A 16,374-nucleotide genomic window follows, 5' to 3' on the forward strand; every position below is an offset into this window, starting at 1 on the left:
CCTATGTGTGTTTAGTTCAAGTCGGTGGTTTGATCTGTCTCAAGGGCGGCATACCCCTCCGGCAGGTCAATTTCGTAGAATGTATAGGAGAGCGTGATGGTATGTATATACTGACCTTCACGGTCGCCCACAATTTCCGGATCAACAAAGAAGCTGACCGGCATTTGCACGCGCTCGCCCGGGGCAAGCACCTGTTCTTCAAAGCAGAAGCAGTCGATTTTCTCGAAAAAGCCGCCTGCCTGATAAGGCGTCACGTTATACGACGCCTGACCGGCAATCGGTTTGCTGGTCGGGTTGTACGCCTCGTAAAAGGCCAGCCCCGTCTCGCCGATGCGGATTTCCATCTCGCGCTGAACGGGGGCGAACTCCCACCCCATCTGGTTATTGAGTGATCCGTCAAAGCGGATCTTGATGGTTTGCTCCAGCACTTCGTCCGACGCAACGGTCGAGACACCCGGCACGCCGCCAAAGCCCGTGACACGGCAGAACCAGTCGTAAAAAGGCACGGACGCCCAAGCCAGACCGCCCATCAGCACAACCAGACCAACCGTCTGTGTGACTGTCTTTTGAGGACCTGTCATCGCCATCAGTCATTACCTCCAGTGGTGGAAGTTGGCACTTGCTCGCCCACACCATTGGCCTGTGAGGCAGGGATCTGGAACTGGGGCGACGTAATCTTGGTGAAAGTCAGCAGCATGATCAGCAGAACAAATGCGCCCAGCATCAGGCCGATGCCGATGTTCAGACCTTTGCGGCGGCTGTGAATTTCATGTTCGGGACGCAGAGCCATTAGAACAGCCCCCCCATGCCAAGTGCTGCTTCGGCAAGGATCGCACCAAAGTGGGCAAACAGATACCACAGCGACAGGCGGAAGAACTTGCGCTCGACCGCGAAGTTATCGGCCTCGGACATGTCTTCATCGCGCTGCCAGATGTCATAGGCGCCTTTGAGGAAAAGCGCGTTCAGCACCAGTGCCGTCACCAGATAGACCCAGCCGCCAATCGCGGTGAAGGCGGTGCCGACAGCCAAAATCACCAGCAGGACGGTATATCCAAGGATGTGATTGCGTGTGGCGCGGCGACCGTGGGTCACGGTCAGCATCGGCACCTTCGCGTCGTCGTAGTCATTGCGCATGAACAGGGCCAGCGCCCAGAAGTGTGGCGGCGTCCACATAAAGATCAGCGCGAACATCAGCCACGGCTCCAGCACCACAATATCGCCCGTTGCAATAATCCAGCCGATCACAGGCGGGAACGCCCCTGCCGCACCACCGATCACGATGTTTTGCGGGGTCGAGCGTTTGAGCCACATGGTATAAGGCACAACGTAGAAAAAGATCGTAAAGGCCAGCATCGCACCCGCCAGCAGGTTAGCGCTGAGGCCCAGCATCATCACGGACATGCCCGACAAAGCCACCCCCAGATAAAGCGCGGACTGAGCCGAAACTTTGCCCGCAGGGATCGGGCGGTTCACCGTGCGCTTCATCACCGCATCGATATCGGCATCCCACCACATGTTCAGCGCGCCCGAGGCCCCTGCCCCGATGGCCAGAAACAGGATCGAGGCAAAGCCGATGACAGGGTTCACAGACACAGGTGCGGCCAACATGCCGACCACAGCCGTAAACACGACCAATTGCATCACGCGCGGCTTCATCAGCGCGTAGTAGTCGCCCAGCTGCGGCTCACCTTCAAAGGTCTGGCTATTGGTCACGTCGGTCATAGAGGGGCTTCCCGATGCTATGAGAGGTCATGAAATGGAAAAGCCGCAGCCACAGCGCAGGGTCGCGCACTGTGGCTGCGGGTCGTATCAGTCGTTCGAGGCAACCGTCAAAGGTGCCGCGATGCCTGCGTATTCTTCGCGGGCACGGCCCAGCCATTCGGCGTATGCTTCTTCCGAAACAACTTTGACCGTGATGGGCATGTAGGCGTGGGCTTGGCCGCACAGCTCGGAACACTGACCGAAGTATACGCCTTCTTTTTCGGCCTTGAACCACAGCTCTGCCAGACGGCCCGGAACCGCGTCTTGTTTGACGCCGAATGCGGGGATCGTCCATGCGTGGATCACGTCAGAGCCGGTAACCTGAACAACAATCGTCTTGTTTACAGGCACAACCACGGCAGTATCTGTCGCCAGCAGCCATTCGTTTTCGGAATAGCCCGCTTCTTCCAGCTGTGCGATCACTTCCGGTGTCTTCATGTTCTCGCCGCCCAGCGCAGGTGCGCCGATCATATAGCTGTCAAAGCCGAAGCCTTCGTCAACATATTCGTGGGTCCAGTACCACTGGTTCCCGATGGCCTTGATGGTGACATCCGCTTGCGGAATTTCCTGCTGGCGGAACAGGATGGGCAGTGACCACGCGCCGATGGCGACAAGGATCAGAATTGGCACAACCGTCCACGCCACCTCAACAGGGGTGTGGTGGGTAAAGCTGGCAGGCGTCGGGTTACGCTTTGCGTTATAGCGGATCGCGACCCAGACCATCAAACCGGTCACAAAAATCGTAATCACGGTGATGATGACAAGAATCATCCCGTCCAACCATTGCAGGTCATTGGCCAGCTCGGTCACCGCAGGCTGAAAGCCCATCTTGCGGTCAGCGGGTTGTCCGATGATCTCCAGACCCGTTGGATCAACGTTCTGCGCCCATGCAGGCATACTTGAAAAACCAGCCAACAGGCCGGCAAGAGTGAGGTTCTTTGTCATCATATTCGTCCTGATATTCTTGACCCTAAGTGGCTAAAACGCGCAGGCAGGCGCACCCGCCGTTGTAATCTGGCGCCTTACAATCATATTCTGACTACGAAAGAAAGTCCCCAGCTTGCGTCAGATAGACGCGAGCGCCCCTGCGGCCCCATTTTCCCCCGCAGCCCCATTTCACGGAGCATCTCCCCATGGCCGACACCCCCTTTTCGCCCCTCACCGACAACATAGACCGCGACGTGGCGCTTTCCGTTTTGCGCGACGCGGTGGCAGGTGCCGACGACGGGGAACTGTTTTTCGAGCGGACCCGTTCCGAGGGGCTGGTCTTTGATGACGGCCGCCTAAAGACTGCAAGCTATGACGCTGCAACAGGTTTTGGCCTGCGCACCGTGCGCGGCGAAGTGGCAGGATACGCCCATTCCACCGAAATCTCCGAGGCCGCATTGCGCCGCGCAAGTGAAACCGCCCGCCTCGCTGTGGGTGACGGGGGCGGCACATGGGCAGACGCGCCCGAAGGCACCAACAAAAAGCTCTATACAGACGCGGACCCCATCGCGGGCGCTGCTTTCTCCGTAAAAGTTGAGACACTGCGTGAGATTGACGACTTTTGCCGCAGCCTTGATCCCCGCGTGGTGCAGGTCAGCGCCTCGATCTCCGCGTCGATTCAGGAGGTCGAGATTCTGCGCCCCGAAGGCACCAGTGTGCGAGATATCCGCCCCATGACCCGCGTCAATGTCTCGATCATCGTAGAACAAGACGGCCGCCGCGAAAGCGGCACGGCAGGCGGCGGCGGGCGCATTGGCCTTGATGGCTTGCTCGCCCCCGAAGACTGGCAGTCCAAAGCGCGTGAGGCCTTGCGCGTCGCGGTCGTGAACCTCAGCGCCGTGCCCGCCCCTGCGGGTGTGATGGACGTGGTCCTTGGCCCCGGCTGGCCCGGCATCCTGCTGCACGAGGCCATCGGCCACGGGCTGGAGGGGGATTTCAACCGCAAAGGCTCCAGTGCCTTCGCAGGGCTGATGGGCGAGCAGATCGCCGCCAAAGGGGTGACGGTTCTGGACGACGGTACGATTCCCGACCGCCGCGGCTCTATCTCGGTCGATGACGAAGGCACGCCCAGCGCCAAGAATGTCCTGATTGAGGACGGCAAGCTGGTTGGCTATATGCAAGACCGCCAGAACGCGCGGCTGATGGGCGTGAAAAGCACCGGCAACGGGCGCCGCCAAAGCTTTGCCCACATCCCCATGCCACGCATGACCAACACCTATATGCTGGGCGGTGATACCGCGCCCGGTGACATTGTGGCGGATCTCAAGGACGGCATCTATGCCGTAGGATTCGGTGGCGGTCAGGTCGACATCACCAACGGCAAGTTCGTGTTCTCCTGCACCGAGGCCTACCGCGTTGAGAACGGCGTGGTCGGCGCGCCCGTCAAAGGTGCCACTCTCATCGGAGACGGGGCCACCGCTCTGAAACAAATCCGCGCCATCGGCAATGACCCCAGCCTTGACCCCGGCATGGGCAACTGCGGCAAGCAGGGCCAATGGGTGCCTGTAGGCGTGGGCCAGCCAACGCTGATGATTGGCGGGCTGACGATAGGGGGTGCGGCGGCTTGACCACCTGCGCCAAATGACACCGCAGGACGAAACCACGCCTCTGCGCGCATGGCATTGGATTTTATCGGGGGTTAGCGCCGTTCTTATCTTGCATTTGGTCGGGTTCCTTCTCAGCCGCGCTGTCTTCTTGGCGGAGCTGCGCGACCTGCGCGTCGGTCCAAACTTGTACATGATAGTGATCTCGATCCAGCTGACAGCGGTTGTCGCATGGGTCTATTTACCCTTTGCGTTGTTTTGGCTGCGCAGGGCCACACGGCGCGGAAAAGGCGGCTTTGGCCGCGCCGCGGTCATCGGCGTTGTCTTTCCAGCGGCCAGTTGGTGCGTTGTGGCACCGCTGACGCAGATGCTCATTCCCGCGCTCATCGGCGCCTCAATGCTGAGCGGCGTGGCCATAGGTGTGATGACGTGGCTCATACTCACCGGCTGGCACCTCGCGGCTACGCGCCGGTCATTGCCAGCTTAATGCAATTGAGCGCGAAACGATTCATCCCTTGTTAACCACCAAAAGCTATACCTGATTCTAGCAACAGACGGAGCAACGGGATGACATTCGAGGATCACAATCCTTCTTCCACTCACCCCCCACTCCCACCCACCCCGGAAGACGAACGATTTGCCCGTCTCCGTCTGTTGCGTTCGCGCCGGGTCGGCATATCCACGTATAAACGACTGCTGATTGAACACGGCACTGCGCAAAACGCGCTGGCCGCGCTACCGGAGGTAGCGCGCGCCGCGGGCGTGTCAGGATATGAGATCTGCCCCGAAGGGGTCGTGCGCGCGGAATTGCGGGCCGCCCATGCCGCAGGTGCGCAGCTTTTGCATGTCGATCATCCCAACTACCCTCCGGCACTGGCAGAACTGGATGATGCGCCGCCCTTTCTTTGGTTGCTGGGCGATCCTGCCCTGCTGAACCGTCCGATGGTTGCCATGGTCGGCGCACGCAATGCCTCGTCGCTGGGCACCCGCATGGCCCGCACTCTCGCGAAAGAACTGGGCGAGGCGGGCTTTACCATCGTCTCGGGCCTTGCACGCGGTATCGACGCGGCTGCCCATCTGGCAGCCCTGCCCACAGGCACCGTCGCGGTACAGGCGGGCGGTGTGGACATTATGTATCCGGCCGAAAATACCGGCCTTGCCGAAGACATTGCCACCCACGGCTTGCGCCTGTCGGAACAGCCTATGGGCCTGCAACCCACCGCACGCCATTTCCCCAAACGCAACCGCATCATCTCGGGCCTTGCCCGCGCCACCATCGTGGTAGAGGCCGCGGCAAAGTCCGGCAGCCTGATCACCGCACGCGACGCGCTGGACCAAGGGCGTGACGTACTCGCCGTGCCGGGCCATCCGTTTGATGCCCGTGCGGCGGGCGGTAACATGCTGATCCGCGACGGGGCCACGCTGGTACGCAATGCCGCCGACGTGATCGAGGCGCTCAGCGATCTGCACGAAGACGCTCCGCAGCTCCCCTTGGTCGCGGAACCGCCGGCCCCTGCGCCCAAGCCCGCCAAACCGCGCAGAACCCTGCGCGAAACCGCCAGTTTGCACTTGTCCATCCTGCAACGTCTCGGCCCCTCCCCCGTTGCCGAAGACCAGCTGATCCGCGACCTTGAGGTACCGACTGCCGCACTCACCCCCGCCTTGGTCGAGCTTGAGATGGATGGCAAAGTCATGCGCAGCGCAGGCGGCCTGTTGTCGCGCCCCTCCTAAAGCCGCGAACCGCCCTTATCGCGCAGCGATGCGGCCCGTACTGCGGCGTCTGGCCCCAATTTCCCCTCATTTCCGAACGCTATGCAACGCGGTGCGCATTGACAAAGCCCCCCCTGATCCCACATGTCAGGAAACCACTGAACTGCCGAATTTCCCCCGAAGGACCTAATATTTATGCCCGTAGTCGTTGTCGAATCGCCCGCCAAGGCCAAGACGATCAATAAATACCTCGGTGATAACTTTACGGTTCTGGCCTCTTACGGCCACGTGCGGGACCTGCCGCCCAAGGATGGCTCGGTCGACACCGAGAATGATTTCGAGATGCTGTGGGAAATCGACAGCGGCTCCAAAAAACACATGAAGGCGATTGCCGACGCGCTGAAAGACGATAACGAACTGATCCTCGCGACCGACCCCGACCGCGAGGGTGAGGCGATCAGCTGGCATCTGCAAGAGGCGCTGACCGCCCGCAAGTCGATTAAGAAAGACACGCCCGTCAGCCGCGTGGTGTTCAACGCGATCACCAAAACGGCGGTGACAGAGGCGATGCAAAACCCGCGTCAAATCGACATGCCCTTGGTGGAGGCGTATCTGGCCCGCCGCGCACTCGACTATCTTGTGGGGTTCAACCTTAGCCCCGTTTTGTGGCGCAAACTGCCCGGTGCGAAATCGGCGGGCCGCGTGCAATCGGTCACTCTGCGTCTGATCACCGAGCGTGAGATGGAGATCGAGGCCTTCCGCCCGCGTGAATACTGGAGCGTGAAAGCCTTGCTGACGACCCCGTCGGGGCAGGAATTCGAGGCCCGCCTGACGGAACTGGCTGGCAAAAAGCTGGATAAATTCGATCTCGGCGATACGACCAAGGCTGAAATGGCTGTGCAAGCTGTCTCCAGCCGCGATCTCAAAGTTGCGTCGGTTGAGGCAAAGCCCGCCTCGCGCAACCCGTCGGCGCCTTTCATGACCTCGACCCTGCAACAAGAGGCCAGCCGCAAATTCGGCATGGGTGCGCGCCAAACGATGAGCACAGCACAGCGCCTGTATGAAGCGGGTCACATTACCTACATGCGGACGGACGGCATCGATATGGCGCCCGAAGCCGTGCAAATGGCCCGCGATGCCATCGCGGATCGCTACGGCGATAAATACGTACCGAGCAAGCCGCGGGTCTACAAGAACAAGGCCAAGAACGCGCAAGAGGCCCACGAATGCGTGCGCCCGACCGATATGGCCAAGGACGCAGACGCGCTCAAGCTGATGGATGGCGACCAGCGCAAGCTTTACGATCTGATCTGGAAACGCACGCTGGCCTGCCAGATGGAGACAGCGCGTTTCGAGCGGACCACAGTCGAGATCGGCAGCGATGATGCGCAGGTCACACTGCGTGCCAGTGGTCAGGTCATGCTGTTCGACGGTTTCCTGCGCGTCTATGAAGAAGGCCGCGATGATGTCTCGGGGGATGACGACGATAAACGCCTGCCTCAGATCGCCATGGGCGACGCGCTGAAAAAGGCCGCCGCCGCACGGTACAGCGAAGAATTCAGCAAGGCCACGGGCCTCACGGATGACGATCTGGTGGACACAGGCGACACGGGCCAAGGCGGGATGCAGCGCAAATCCAGCGCCCTGTTGGCCGAGGCAGAGGCCGTACTGGGCAGCCAGCATTTCACCCAGCCCCCGCCCCGTTATACCGAGGCAACGCTGGTCAAGCGTATGGAAGAGCTGGGCATTGGCCGCCCCTCGACCTACGCCAGTATCGTGACGACCATTCAGGACCGTGGGTACGTGCGCCGCGAAGGTCAACGCCTGATCCCCGAGGACAAGGGCCGTCTGGTCACAGCTTTCCTCGAGAATTACTTCCGCCGCTATATCGGCTATGACTTCACCGCCGATCTGGAGGACCAGCTGGATCAGGTGTCGGCAGGCAATGCCGAATACAAAAAGGTGTTGGACCGTTTCTGGCGTGACTTTTCGGCCTCTATCGCCGAGACGTCAGAGCTTCGGATTACCGAGGTGCTTGAGAAGATCAACGATGTGCTGGCGCCGCATTTGTTCCCCGCGAATGAAGACGGCAGCGACCCGCGCCTGTGCCCCAACTGCGGCAAAGGCAGGCTCAGCATGCGCACCGCCCGTTCAGGCGGCGCATTCATCGGCTGCTCGGCCTACCCCGAATGCCGCTATACCCGCCCCTTCGGCCCGCCAAACCCCGAGGCCGAGGCGTCAGCCATCCCGCCCGAAGGCAAATTGCTGGGCGAGGACCAAGGCGACGAGATCCGTGTGTTCAAAGGGCGGTTCGGCCCCTACGTGCAGCGCGGGCAGGTCACCGAAGAAAACAAAAAACCGCCGCGCCAGTCGATTCCCAAAGATTGGGAACCTGAAGAGCTGGAGATGGAGCGCGCGCTGATGCTGCTCTCGCTCCCGCGTGAGATTGGCCCCCACCCCGAAGACGGGATCATGGTCTGGTCCAACATCGGGCGTTATGGCCCGTATCTCAAACATGCGCCGTCCACATCGGACCGTGGCGGCACGAACGCCAACCTTGAAGGCATCGACGAGGTCTTTACCGTCGGGATGAACCGTGCGGTGCAATTGCTGGCTGAAAAAGTCGCCTCTCGCGGGCAGCGCGGCAAAGCCGCAGCCCCCCTGCGCGAGTTGGGCGAACATCCAGAGGCAGGCGGCGCAGTCAATGTGATGAAGGGCAAATACGGCCCTTACGTCAAATGGGAAAAGATCAACGCGACGATTCCCGACACCGTCGACCCCGAAGAGATCACGATGGCACAGGCCGTGCATCTGATTGATGAACGCGCCGAGAAGGCAGGCAAGAAAAAGCCTGCGGCCAAAAAGAAAGCGGCCCCGAAGAAGAAAGCCGCCGCCAAAAAGCCAGCCGCCAAGAAACCGGCAGCCAAGAAAAAGGCCCCCGCGAAAAAGCCTGCGGCCAAGAAGGCAGCTGCAAAGAAATCAGAAGAGTAAGACGCACAACCCTGCATAGTAGTTGGCGCAGGGATGTCGCACTTTCCATAAAATCAGCATGGCGCTGCCGCGTGGCGCTATGCAAACGGCCCTTCTGCGTGCTTGTGTAAACAAAAAAGACGAGCAGAACTTGAGGGCAATATGACACAACCGCGTTTCACGCGCCGACATTTGATCGGCGCCGTATCGGCCGCTTTGGCCGTACCGACACCGCTGTTGGCGGCACCATCGGTCAACCGCAACAACATCATGGGTTTCACCACGCAGCATTGGCAGGACCATTTTGATACGCTTGGAAAAGGCTGTATCGTGGCCGATACCACGTCGCGCGCCCTGCATTTCTGGGCCGGTAACGGCAAGGTCGACAAGGTCTACCCGACCTCTGTACCGCGCACGGATGATCTGACCAAACGTGGCTACACCGAAATTGTGCGCAAAAAAATCGGGCCTGATTGGACGCCTACGCCTTCGATGCTGAAAGACAATCCTGATCTGAAATACATGCCGCCTGGCCCGCATAATCCGTTGGGCACCCATGCGATGTATCTGGGATGGCCCGCATATTTGATCCACGGCACGCATGATGCGCGCAAGATCGGGCGGCAATCGTCCAGCGGCTGCATCGGTTTATATAACAAGATGGTAGAAGATCTGTTTGCCATGGCTCCTGTCGGCACCCAAGTGCGGGTGATCTGACGCCGCGCCGCAGCATTGACATGCCCCTGCCCCCGCGTCACACAGATGCGGAAATGTGAAACGACAGGGGAGCCAATTTTATGAAGAAGATATACGCAAGCGCCGCCGAGGCGCTGGAAGGTGTGATCGACGACGGCATGTTGATCGCTTCGGGCGGTTTTGGCCTGTGCGGCATCCCCGAGCTTTTGCTGGCCGCGATCCGCGACAGCGGCGCAAAGGATTTGACCTTTGCCTCCAACAACGCGGGCGTTGATGATTTTGGCATTGGCATCTTGTTGCAGACCAAACAGGTGAAAAAGATGATCTCGTCCTATGTAGGCGAGAACGCGGAATTCATGCGTCAGTATCTATCGGGTGAACTGGAGCTGGAATTCACCCCCCAAGGCACATTGGCCGAGCGGATGCGCGCAGGCGGCGCAGGTATCCCCGGATTCTACACCAAAACAGGTGTTGGCACGGTGATTGCCGAAGGCAAAGACGTCAAACAGTGGGATGGTCAGGACTATATACTAGAGGAAGGCCTGTTTGCCGATCTGTCCATCGTGAAAGCATGGAAAGCGGACGAGACGGGCAACCTGATCTTCCGCAAAGCGGCGCGCAACTTTAACCCACCTGCCGCCACCTGCGGGAAAATCTGCATTGTAGAGGTGGAAGAGATCGTGCCCACAGGCAGCCTCGACCCCGATCACATCCACCTGCCCGGCATCTATGTGCACCGCATCATTCAGGGCGACCATGAAAAGCGCATTGAACAGCGCACGACTAGAAAGCGGGAGGAAGCATAACATGTGGGATCGCAATCAAATGGCGGCACGCGCCGCGCAAGAACTCGAAGACGGCATGTATGTGAACCTTGGCATCGGTATTCCGACGCTGGTGGCGAACTATGTGGGCGACAAGGACATCACCCTGCAATCCGAAAATGGCATGCTGGGCATGGGCCCCTTCCCGTTTGAGGGGGATGAAGACCCGGATCTTATCAACGCGGGCAAGCAGACTATCACCGAAATGGACCGCACGGCGTACTTCGATTCAGCGACATCCTTCGCGATGATCCGCGGCGGCAAGATTGCTGCCGCGATTCTGGGTGCGATGGAAGTAGCCGAGAACGGCGATCTGGCGAACTGGATGATTCCCGGCAAGCTGGTCAAAGGCATGGGCGGCGCGATGGATCTGGTTGCAGGCGTGGGCCGTGTGATCGTGGTCATGGATCACGCAAACAAACACGGTGAGAGTAAAGTGCTGAAAGAATGCACGCTGCCCCTGACCGGCAAAGGCGTTGTGGACCGTATCATCACCAACATGGGTGTGCTGGATGTGGTGGAAGGCGGCCTGCGCATTGTTGAATGTGCCGAAGGCGTCACCGAAGACGAGCTACGCGCCGCCACAGACGCAACGATCGTTTAATGCGCAGCGGTGGCGACAAAGTCTCGTCCGAGACTTTGTGCACAGAGTTTCTATGAAACTCTGCTCCCCGCGCGGGTTACTTCATTGCTGCAAATACACAGCCGTCCGAGATAAGCTCGGGCGGCGTTTTACATAGCCCCTTGGCGACCTGAAACGCCGCCAGCACTTTCGGCACGTAATCGCGGGTTTCGGGGAACGGCGGGACGCCTGCGTGTTTGCGCACGGATCCTTCGCCTGCATTATACCCTGCCAGCACAAGAATAGGGTCATTGCTGAAATGCCCCATTAACCAATCAAGGTATTTGATCCCGCCCGCAATATTCTGCGCAGGCACCAAACTGTCTTCGACGCCAAAACGGCTGGCTGTGGCGGGCATCAGTTGCATCAAGCCCTGCGCCCCTGCCCCGCTGACGGCTGCAACCTTGCCGGACGATTCCACCGAGATCACGGCAAGCGCCAGCGCAGGCGATACTTTGGTCCCGATGGTCGAGCGCAGGATGTCCACACCGTGCACCTTTGCGATGTCCTGCATATGCTGCAATCGCGGCGCGGGCACGCGGCTGTTTGAGCCGGACAAGGTCGTGATCGCCTGCTCCAACCGTCCCGGCCCCGTTTGCGCCGCATCAGGAGAGACTTTGGCCCAGAACCAGTCATACTGTCCCTTCCGCGGCTTTGCTTTTGCAGCGGGTTGCAGGGGTGCTGCATCCGGCGTAGGCAAAATAGCCGGGCGATTGATCTGAACATTCACCCTTTTACGGGCACCCGCCTTCGGGGGTTTTACAAACTTCGGCTTAAAATCGGGAAACGGTTTAGGTTGTTCGGCCAAAACGGCCGCCCCAAGCGGCAAAACGGACATCATCGCGCCCAGCATCAGTATCTTTGCAAAAGACTTCATGGACCTGCTCTCGTTTTTAGGCTGCTTTTTTCGGCAATATTACCGAAAACCGGCGCCCAATCCAACAATTGAGGCAGTCAAACATGGCGAATTTGACACAATTGGGGTGTTTGGGTCGCAGGCATTAACCAAAACCAAAAAATGAATGGGTAATTTTCCTTTATATACATGATCTTAACACGAATACCCCCAAAAACATCAGTTAAATCGCGAAAGCCTTATTCGCGGTCAAATTCATGCCCCATTCATCCAGCTATATAGCGTCATACCAAGTCAAGCAGGCCTGAATGAGAGCGGGCCAGACAGCGAGGCAGGGTTGGAACTTAAACCTTATATCCTTTGGAGGGATACTATCATGATGAACTTCGTAAAAAACTTCCGCAATGACGAATCCGGCGCCGTAACAGTTGACTGGGTTGTTCTGACAGCCGCAGTTGTTGGCCTGGCAATCGCAGCCTACGGCTCGATCCAAACCGGTGCCGACAACATGACAACCAACACCGCGACCTTCCTTGACGGTCAGACAATCGGTACCGTTGGCGCACCAGCGCAATAATCGAATGCTAAGGATGATGGCCTAGCCATCACCCTTACTCGGGGGGCTGCGTTCTGCATGGAATGCAGCCCCTTTTTCTAGTCCGGTTGCACAGCTTTGCAACGAACCGAAAAGAGAGTTGCGATGTTTGACTTCATTAAATCGTACACATCAGACGACAGCGGCGCCGTCACAGTAGACTGGGTTGTTCTGACAGCAGCAGTTTGCGGCCTGGCCATTGCGTCATTTGCATCAATCCAAGCTGGCAGCCGTAGCGTTGGCGACAACGTAAGCGACTACCTGACCAACACAGACGTCGAAACAGTCATGGGTCTGGACGGGTAAAAAGCGATCTTTTTGCCCAACCCGCCGCACATCGGCGGCGCACAAAGACCACAATCAACCGGCACAATAGCCGGATCATATAAACCGCGACGGCATTTTCCGTTGCTTGAGGAAAGAGGAACACAGAATGCGCATGATTTTTGGACTGGTGCTGTTGGTTGGACTAGCGTTGGCCGGCGGCGCTGTGTATCTCGCGAAGGGCCAGATTGGTCAGTATAAAAACGCAATCGCGCACGCCGAAGCCGCGAAAGCAAAAGTCGTGAAGACCCAAAAGGTTTTTGTGGTCACACGCGCCCTGAAATACGGTGAAAAGCTTGCAAAAGAAGATGTCCGGGCGGTCGAATTCCCAGTTACCGCCCTGCCCGAAGGCTATTTCGACGACATTCTGAAGATTTTCCCTGAAAACACCGATGCGCAGCGCGTTGTCCTGCGCCCCATCGAGAAAGACGAGGCTTTGCTGGCTGTGAAAGTCACCCGCCCGGGCGAAGACGCGGGCCTGACCTCGCGGCTTGAGAAAGGGATGCGCGCCTTTGCGATCAAGGTCGATGTATCCTCTGGGGTGTCGGGCTTCTTGCGCCCTGGTGACCGCGTCGATGTCTATTGGACAGGCAGCGTCGGCGGTGGGCAACGCCGCACCGAAGTGACCAAGCTGATCCAGACAACCGTACAGCTGATCGCGGTCGACCAAAGCTCTGGCACTGTCGAAGGCGCACAGATTGCGCGCACTGTTACTGTCGCTGTCACACCAAATCAGGTGGCGTCGCTTGCACAAGCCCAGTCAACAGGTCGCCTTTCGTTGTCTTTGGTTGGTGCAGGTGACGACCTTGTCATCGCCAGCAACATTGAAGTGAACCAAAAGGATCTGCTGGGTCTGGAAGAGGAAACTGTTGTCGCCGCGCCGAAAAAGGTGGAAGAGAAAGTTTGCACCATCCGCACCCGCCGCGGCTCGGAAGTGGTCAACCTGCCCGTTCCCTGCACGAATTAAGGGGTAAATCGCGGGATAAACCCCCTATTTCCCTCAACATAGATGCGCCGCTCCCATCAGGGGCGGCGTTTCGCGTTTCGCCCCTGTTGCCATTAATCCACAGAAATGTTGCCTGCGAACGTATTGATTCTTGCAAAAAAATCGAAATTGCAGCAAGGTTAACAAAACGGCGGGCAAAAAGACCCTATTTTGAGGCGTGATCAAAAAGGCAGGTCACATGAAAATCGATAGATTTCTAAAAGCGGCCCTTCTGGGGCTGACGCTAAGTGTATCCGCAATTGCGGTAACGGCCCCTACGGTTGCCGTTGCCGATAATCTGCGTGTCGTCAAAAGTGGCACAAGTGCCAGACTGCAGGTACCGCTCAACCGCGCAATTGTTGTGGAAAGTGACACGCCCTTTGCCGAACTGAGCATCGCAAACCCCGGCATCGCGGATTTGTCCTCGCTTTCGGATCGCACCATTTATGTATTGGGCAAAGCGCCCGGCACCACCACGCTCACGCTGTTTGACGCCGCAGGACGGCTGATCACAAACGTTGATGTGGTCGTGACCCCCGATTTGTCCGAGTTCAAAGAACGTCTGCGCCAGATCCTCCCCGGTGAGAAGATCGAGGTCCGCTCTGCCAATGACGGGATCGTGCTGTCGGGTGTCGTGACATCGGCACAAAAGCTGGCCCGCGCGTTGGAACTGGCTGAGCGGTACGCCCCCGAGCGTGTCTCGAACCTGATGACTGTCGGCGGCATTCAGCAAGTTATGCTGAAAGTGCGGTTTGCTGAAATGCAGCGATCCGTTGCAAAAACCCTCGCCTCTTCGCTGTCGATTGGTGGCGGCAACAACTTCGGCGTTAACGGCGGCACTGGCTCGCTCATCGCGTTGGGCGGCTCTGCGGCCCAAACGGGCCAGTATGCGCCTTCCAACGTCAACTCCGGCGCGGTTCTGTTCGGTTTTAACGCAGGCTCGGTGCAGGTTGGTATTCTTCTGGAAGCGCTGGAGCAAAAAGGCGTTGTCCGCTTTCTGGCAGAGCCGAATCTGGTCGCTCTTTCAGGTCAGGAAGCGAAATTTCTGGCAGGTGGCGAATATCCGGTCCCCGTTGCCCAGGACGGCAGTGCGACGGCCATTGAATTCAAACCCTTCGGTGTTGAACTGGCCTTTATCCCGCGTGTTGTAGACAAAGATCTGATCAATATTGAGCTGAAGGCCGCCGTATCGGCGATTGATACAAATAACGGCGTTGTACTGGACGGCTTTCAGGTTGCTGCTTTCTCGCGGCGCGAAACCTCCACCACGGTCGAAATGCGCGATGGCGAAAGCTTTGCGATTGCAGGGCTTTTGCAGGACGACTTTAGCGATAGCGCGACGCAATTGCCGTGGATCGGCGACGTGCCCGTGCTGGGGTCCCTCTTCCGCTCGGCCAACTACCAGCGCAGCCAGACCGAATTGGTCATCATCATCAGCGCGCATCTTGTGACCCCAACCCGTGGCGAGGCTTTGGCCCTGCCGACCGACCGGATCAAGCCCCCGACAGAGCAGGACCTGTTCCTGCACGGTCGTACGGCCGCTGGCACCCGCACGCCTAAAAAAGGCGCCGCAGGCGAGGTTGCCAAGCAGGACTTTACCGGGTCATATGGCTACGTATTGGATTAAGGCTATGAAGCGCATGACCACACGGCACATATTCACAGCCTCGATGCTAACGGCGGTTGTCGGGCTTGGCGCCTGCGCCACCACCAGTTCCGATCCGGTCTATACGCAGTTTTATTCCGAAGCGGGTGCGCTGGTTGATACAGGTGATTTTGGCAATGCGACGCTGAACAACCGCCTCGTCATGACGGGCGAACGCCAGTATACCTTTGATTTGGCGAAACGTTTTGCCGCCGAGATCGACAGCACGGTCAACTTTGCGTTCAACTCGTCACAGCTTGACGGGCAGGCACAGGCGATCTTGCGCAAGCAGGCGGGCTGGATTCGGCAATTCCCCGAAATCCGGTTCAAGGTCTACGGCCACACGGACGCTGTCGGCACAAACCGCGCGAACAAAAGCTTGGGCAAACGCCGCGCAGATGCCGTTGTGCGCTATCTCTCGACGCAGGGAATCAGCCGCAGCAGGCTTGAGGCCGTCGTCTCCTTCGGCGAGACACAGCCGCTGGTCGTCACCCAAGGCCGCGAGCGCCGGAACCGCAGAACGGTCACCGAAGTCAGCGGTTTTGTGAAACGTCATCCAACGGTGATGGACGGCAAATACGCCCAGATCATTTACCGTGACTATGTGGCCAGTGCCGTGGCGCCGTCGACTTTGTCATCTGATCAGACAGGCATCACCGGCACCAACTAAGTCTTTGAAACAACTTAAAAGGCCGCTCTTCCAGAGCGGCTTTTTCATTTAGATCAGGCGTTTTTTGCAGAAATCAATCCGCCCTATCACCCCCCCATCGTTTCAAGAAACCCAACAATCGCAGCAATTGCGCCCCAATCATGCCCCAGTTCACTGGCAAGAATTCCTCAACAAGAAAACTCTGT

General features: G+C 58.6%; 17 protein-coding genes. 12 read left to right on the plus strand and 5 right to left on the minus strand.

Annotated elements, in window-relative coordinates:
- Nucleotides 1–11: 11 nt before the first annotated feature.
- The 4 genes from ABMC88_RS00135 to coxB all read right to left on the minus strand — a co-directional run bounded on the left by ABMC88_RS00135 (nt 12) and on the right by coxB (nt 2,706).
- Nucleotides 12–587: a cytochrome c oxidase assembly protein gene (locus ABMC88_RS00135; protein WP_349574801.1), complete on the minus strand. Its 576-nt coding sequence runs from the start codon at nt 585–587 to the stop codon at nt 12–14.
- Nucleotides 587–790, minus strand: a complete 204-nt coding sequence (locus ABMC88_RS00140; protein ID WP_349574802.1) for a cytochrome c oxidase system small membrane protein — start codon at nt 788–790, stop codon at nt 587–589. The genes ABMC88_RS00135 and ABMC88_RS00140 overlap by 1 nt, the downstream gene beginning before the upstream one ends.
- The gene (cyoE, locus tag ABMC88_RS00145) at nt 790–1,722 is read right to left on the minus strand and encodes a heme o synthase (RefSeq protein ID WP_349574803.1); all 933 of its coding nucleotides are present in this window, start codon (nt 1,720–1,722) and stop codon (nt 790–792) included. The genes ABMC88_RS00140 and cyoE overlap by 1 nt, the downstream gene beginning before the upstream one ends.
- A gap of 87 nt (nt 1,723–1,809) precedes the next feature.
- Entirely contained in the window at nt 1,810–2,706 is an 897-nt protein-coding gene (gene coxB / locus ABMC88_RS00150; RefSeq protein WP_349575543.1) for a cytochrome c oxidase subunit II, read from the minus strand.
- Nucleotides 2,707–2,894: 188 nt separating this feature from the next.
- On the opposite strand from coxB, the gene tldD reads away from it, so the two are divergent.
- The 7 genes from tldD to ABMC88_RS00185 all read left to right on the plus strand — a co-directional run bounded on the left by tldD (nt 2,895) and on the right by ABMC88_RS00185 (nt 11,096).
- Complete coding sequence (gene tldD, locus ABMC88_RS00155) at nt 2,895–4,316, plus strand: metalloprotease TldD (RefSeq protein ID WP_349574804.1); 1,422 nt, start codon at nt 2,895–2,897, stop codon at nt 4,314–4,316.
- Between the two features lie 13 nt (nt 4,317–4,329).
- Nucleotides 4,330–4,779 (plus strand): hypothetical protein, encoded by a 450-nt coding sequence (locus ABMC88_RS00160; RefSeq protein WP_349574805.1) that lies wholly within the window; start codon nt 4,330–4,332, stop codon nt 4,777–4,779.
- A gap of 80 nt (nt 4,780–4,859) precedes the next feature.
- Nucleotides 4,860–6,023: a DNA-processing protein DprA gene (gene dprA / locus ABMC88_RS00165; protein ID WP_349574806.1), complete on the plus strand. Its 1,164-nt coding sequence runs from the start codon at nt 4,860–4,862 to the stop codon at nt 6,021–6,023.
- A 174-nt stretch (nt 6,024–6,197) separates the two neighbouring features.
- The gene (gene topA, locus ABMC88_RS00170) at nt 6,198–8,993 is read left to right on the plus strand and encodes a type I DNA topoisomerase (RefSeq protein ID WP_349574807.1); all 2,796 of its coding nucleotides are present in this window, start codon (nt 6,198–6,200) and stop codon (nt 8,991–8,993) included.
- A gap of 141 nt (nt 8,994–9,134) precedes the next feature.
- A complete protein-coding gene (locus ABMC88_RS00175; protein ID WP_349574808.1) occupies nt 9,135–9,689 on the plus strand; it encodes a L,D-transpeptidase in 555 nt (184 codons plus the stop codon).
- An 80-nt stretch (nt 9,690–9,769) separates the two neighbouring features.
- Nucleotides 9,770–10,474 carry a CoA transferase subunit A gene (locus ABMC88_RS00180; protein ID WP_349574809.1) on the plus strand — a complete coding sequence of 235 codons (705 nt, stop codon included), beginning with the start codon at nt 9,770–9,772 and terminating at the stop codon, nt 10,472–10,474.
- Nucleotide 10,475: 1 nt separating this feature from the next.
- Complete coding sequence (locus ABMC88_RS00185) at nt 10,476–11,096, plus strand: 3-oxoacid CoA-transferase subunit B (RefSeq protein WP_349574810.1); 621 nt, start codon at nt 10,476–10,478, stop codon at nt 11,094–11,096.
- Nucleotides 11,097–11,172: 76 nt separating this feature from the next.
- On the opposite strand, the gene ABMC88_RS00190 is transcribed toward ABMC88_RS00185, so the two are convergent.
- Nucleotides 11,173–11,991: a lytic transglycosylase domain-containing protein gene (locus ABMC88_RS00190; protein ID WP_439655554.1), complete on the minus strand. Its 819-nt coding sequence runs from the start codon at nt 11,989–11,991 to the stop codon at nt 11,173–11,175.
- A gap of 355 nt (nt 11,992–12,346) precedes the next feature.
- Here ABMC88_RS00190 and ABMC88_RS00195 point away from each other — a divergent pair, with 355 nt between their 5' ends.
- From ABMC88_RS00195 to ABMC88_RS00215, 5 genes are all read left to right on the plus strand, one after another.
- Nucleotides 12,347–12,547 carry a Flp family type IVb pilin gene (locus ABMC88_RS00195; protein WP_349574811.1) on the plus strand — a complete coding sequence of 67 codons (201 nt, stop codon included), beginning with the start codon at nt 12,347–12,349 and terminating at the stop codon, nt 12,545–12,547.
- 123 nt (nt 12,548–12,670) lie between these two features.
- Nucleotides 12,671–12,871, plus strand: coding sequence for a hypothetical protein (locus ABMC88_RS00200; RefSeq protein WP_349574812.1), 201 nt, complete (start codon nt 12,671–12,673; stop codon nt 12,869–12,871).
- A 127-nt stretch (nt 12,872–12,998) separates the two neighbouring features.
- Nucleotides 12,999–13,856, plus strand: coding sequence for a Flp pilus assembly protein CpaB (gene cpaB, locus ABMC88_RS00205; RefSeq protein ID WP_349574813.1), 858 nt, complete (start codon nt 12,999–13,001; stop codon nt 13,854–13,856).
- Between the two features lie 217 nt (nt 13,857–14,073).
- Nucleotides 14,074–15,501 (plus strand): type II and III secretion system protein family protein, encoded by a 1,428-nt coding sequence (locus ABMC88_RS00210; protein WP_349574814.1) that lies wholly within the window; start codon nt 14,074–14,076, stop codon nt 15,499–15,501.
- 13 nt (nt 15,502–15,514) lie between these two features.
- Nucleotides 15,515–16,189 carry an OmpA family protein gene (locus ABMC88_RS00215; protein WP_439655565.1) on the plus strand — a complete coding sequence of 225 codons (675 nt, stop codon included), beginning with the start codon at nt 15,515–15,517 and terminating at the stop codon, nt 16,187–16,189.
- Nucleotides 16,190–16,374: the final 185 nt, after the last annotated feature.

Source organism: Sulfitobacter aquimarinus (assembly GCF_040149565.1).
Classification (GTDB): domain Bacteria; phylum Pseudomonadota; class Alphaproteobacteria; order Rhodobacterales; family Rhodobacteraceae; genus Sulfitobacter; species Sulfitobacter aquimarinus.

What these genes read in the sequence shown, in the direction of transcription:
- ABMC88_RS00140 (WP_349574802.1), bottom strand. Translation starts at nt 790, where the DNA reads ATGGCTCTGCGTCCCGAACATGAAATTCACAGCCGCCGCAAAGGTCTG.
- cyoE (WP_349574803.1), bottom strand. Translation starts at nt 1,722, where the DNA reads ATGACCGACGTGACCAATAGCCAGACCTTTGAAGGTGAGCCGCAGCTG.
- ABMC88_RS00180 (WP_349574809.1), top strand. Translation starts at nt 9,770, where the DNA reads ATGAAGAAGATATACGCAAGCGCCGCCGAGGCGCTGGAAGGTGTGATC.
- cpaB (WP_349574813.1), top strand. Translation starts at nt 12,999, where the DNA reads ATGCGCATGATTTTTGGACTGGTGCTGTTGGTTGGACTAGCGTTGGCC.
- dprA (WP_349574806.1), top strand. Translation starts at nt 4,860, where the DNA reads ATGACATTCGAGGATCACAATCCTTCTTCCACTCACCCCCCACTCCCA.
- ABMC88_RS00210 (WP_349574814.1), top strand. Translation starts at nt 14,074, where the DNA reads ATGAAAATCGATAGATTTCTAAAAGCGGCCCTTCTGGGGCTGACGCTA.
- tldD (WP_349574804.1), top strand. Translation starts at nt 2,895, where the DNA reads ATGGCCGACACCCCCTTTTCGCCCCTCACCGACAACATAGACCGCGAC.
- ABMC88_RS00185 (WP_349574810.1), top strand. Translation starts at nt 10,476, where the DNA reads ATGTGGGATCGCAATCAAATGGCGGCACGCGCCGCGCAAGAACTCGAA.
- ABMC88_RS00135 (WP_349574801.1), bottom strand. Translation starts at nt 587, where the DNA reads ATGGCGATGACAGGTCCTCAAAAGACAGTCACACAGACGGTTGGTCTG.
- ABMC88_RS00215 (WP_439655565.1), top strand. Translation starts at nt 15,515, where the DNA reads ATGACCACACGGCACATATTCACAGCCTCGATGCTAACGGCGGTTGTC.
- ABMC88_RS00175 (WP_349574808.1), top strand. Translation starts at nt 9,135, where the DNA reads ATGACACAACCGCGTTTCACGCGCCGACATTTGATCGGCGCCGTATCG.
- coxB (WP_349575543.1), bottom strand. Translation starts at nt 2,706, where the DNA reads ATGACAAAGAACCTCACTCTTGCCGGCCTGTTGGCTGGTTTTTCAAGT.
- ABMC88_RS00195 (WP_349574811.1), top strand. Translation starts at nt 12,347, where the DNA reads ATGATGAACTTCGTAAAAAACTTCCGCAATGACGAATCCGGCGCCGTA.
- ABMC88_RS00160 (WP_349574805.1), top strand. Translation starts at nt 4,330, where the DNA reads ATGACACCGCAGGACGAAACCACGCCTCTGCGCGCATGGCATTGGATT.
- ABMC88_RS00200 (WP_349574812.1), top strand. Translation starts at nt 12,671, where the DNA reads ATGTTTGACTTCATTAAATCGTACACATCAGACGACAGCGGCGCCGTC.
- topA (WP_349574807.1), top strand. Translation starts at nt 6,198, where the DNA reads ATGCCCGTAGTCGTTGTCGAATCGCCCGCCAAGGCCAAGACGATCAAT.
- ABMC88_RS00190 (WP_439655554.1), bottom strand. Translation starts at nt 11,991, where the DNA reads ATGAAGTCTTTTGCAAAGATACTGATGCTGGGCGCGATGATGTCCGTT.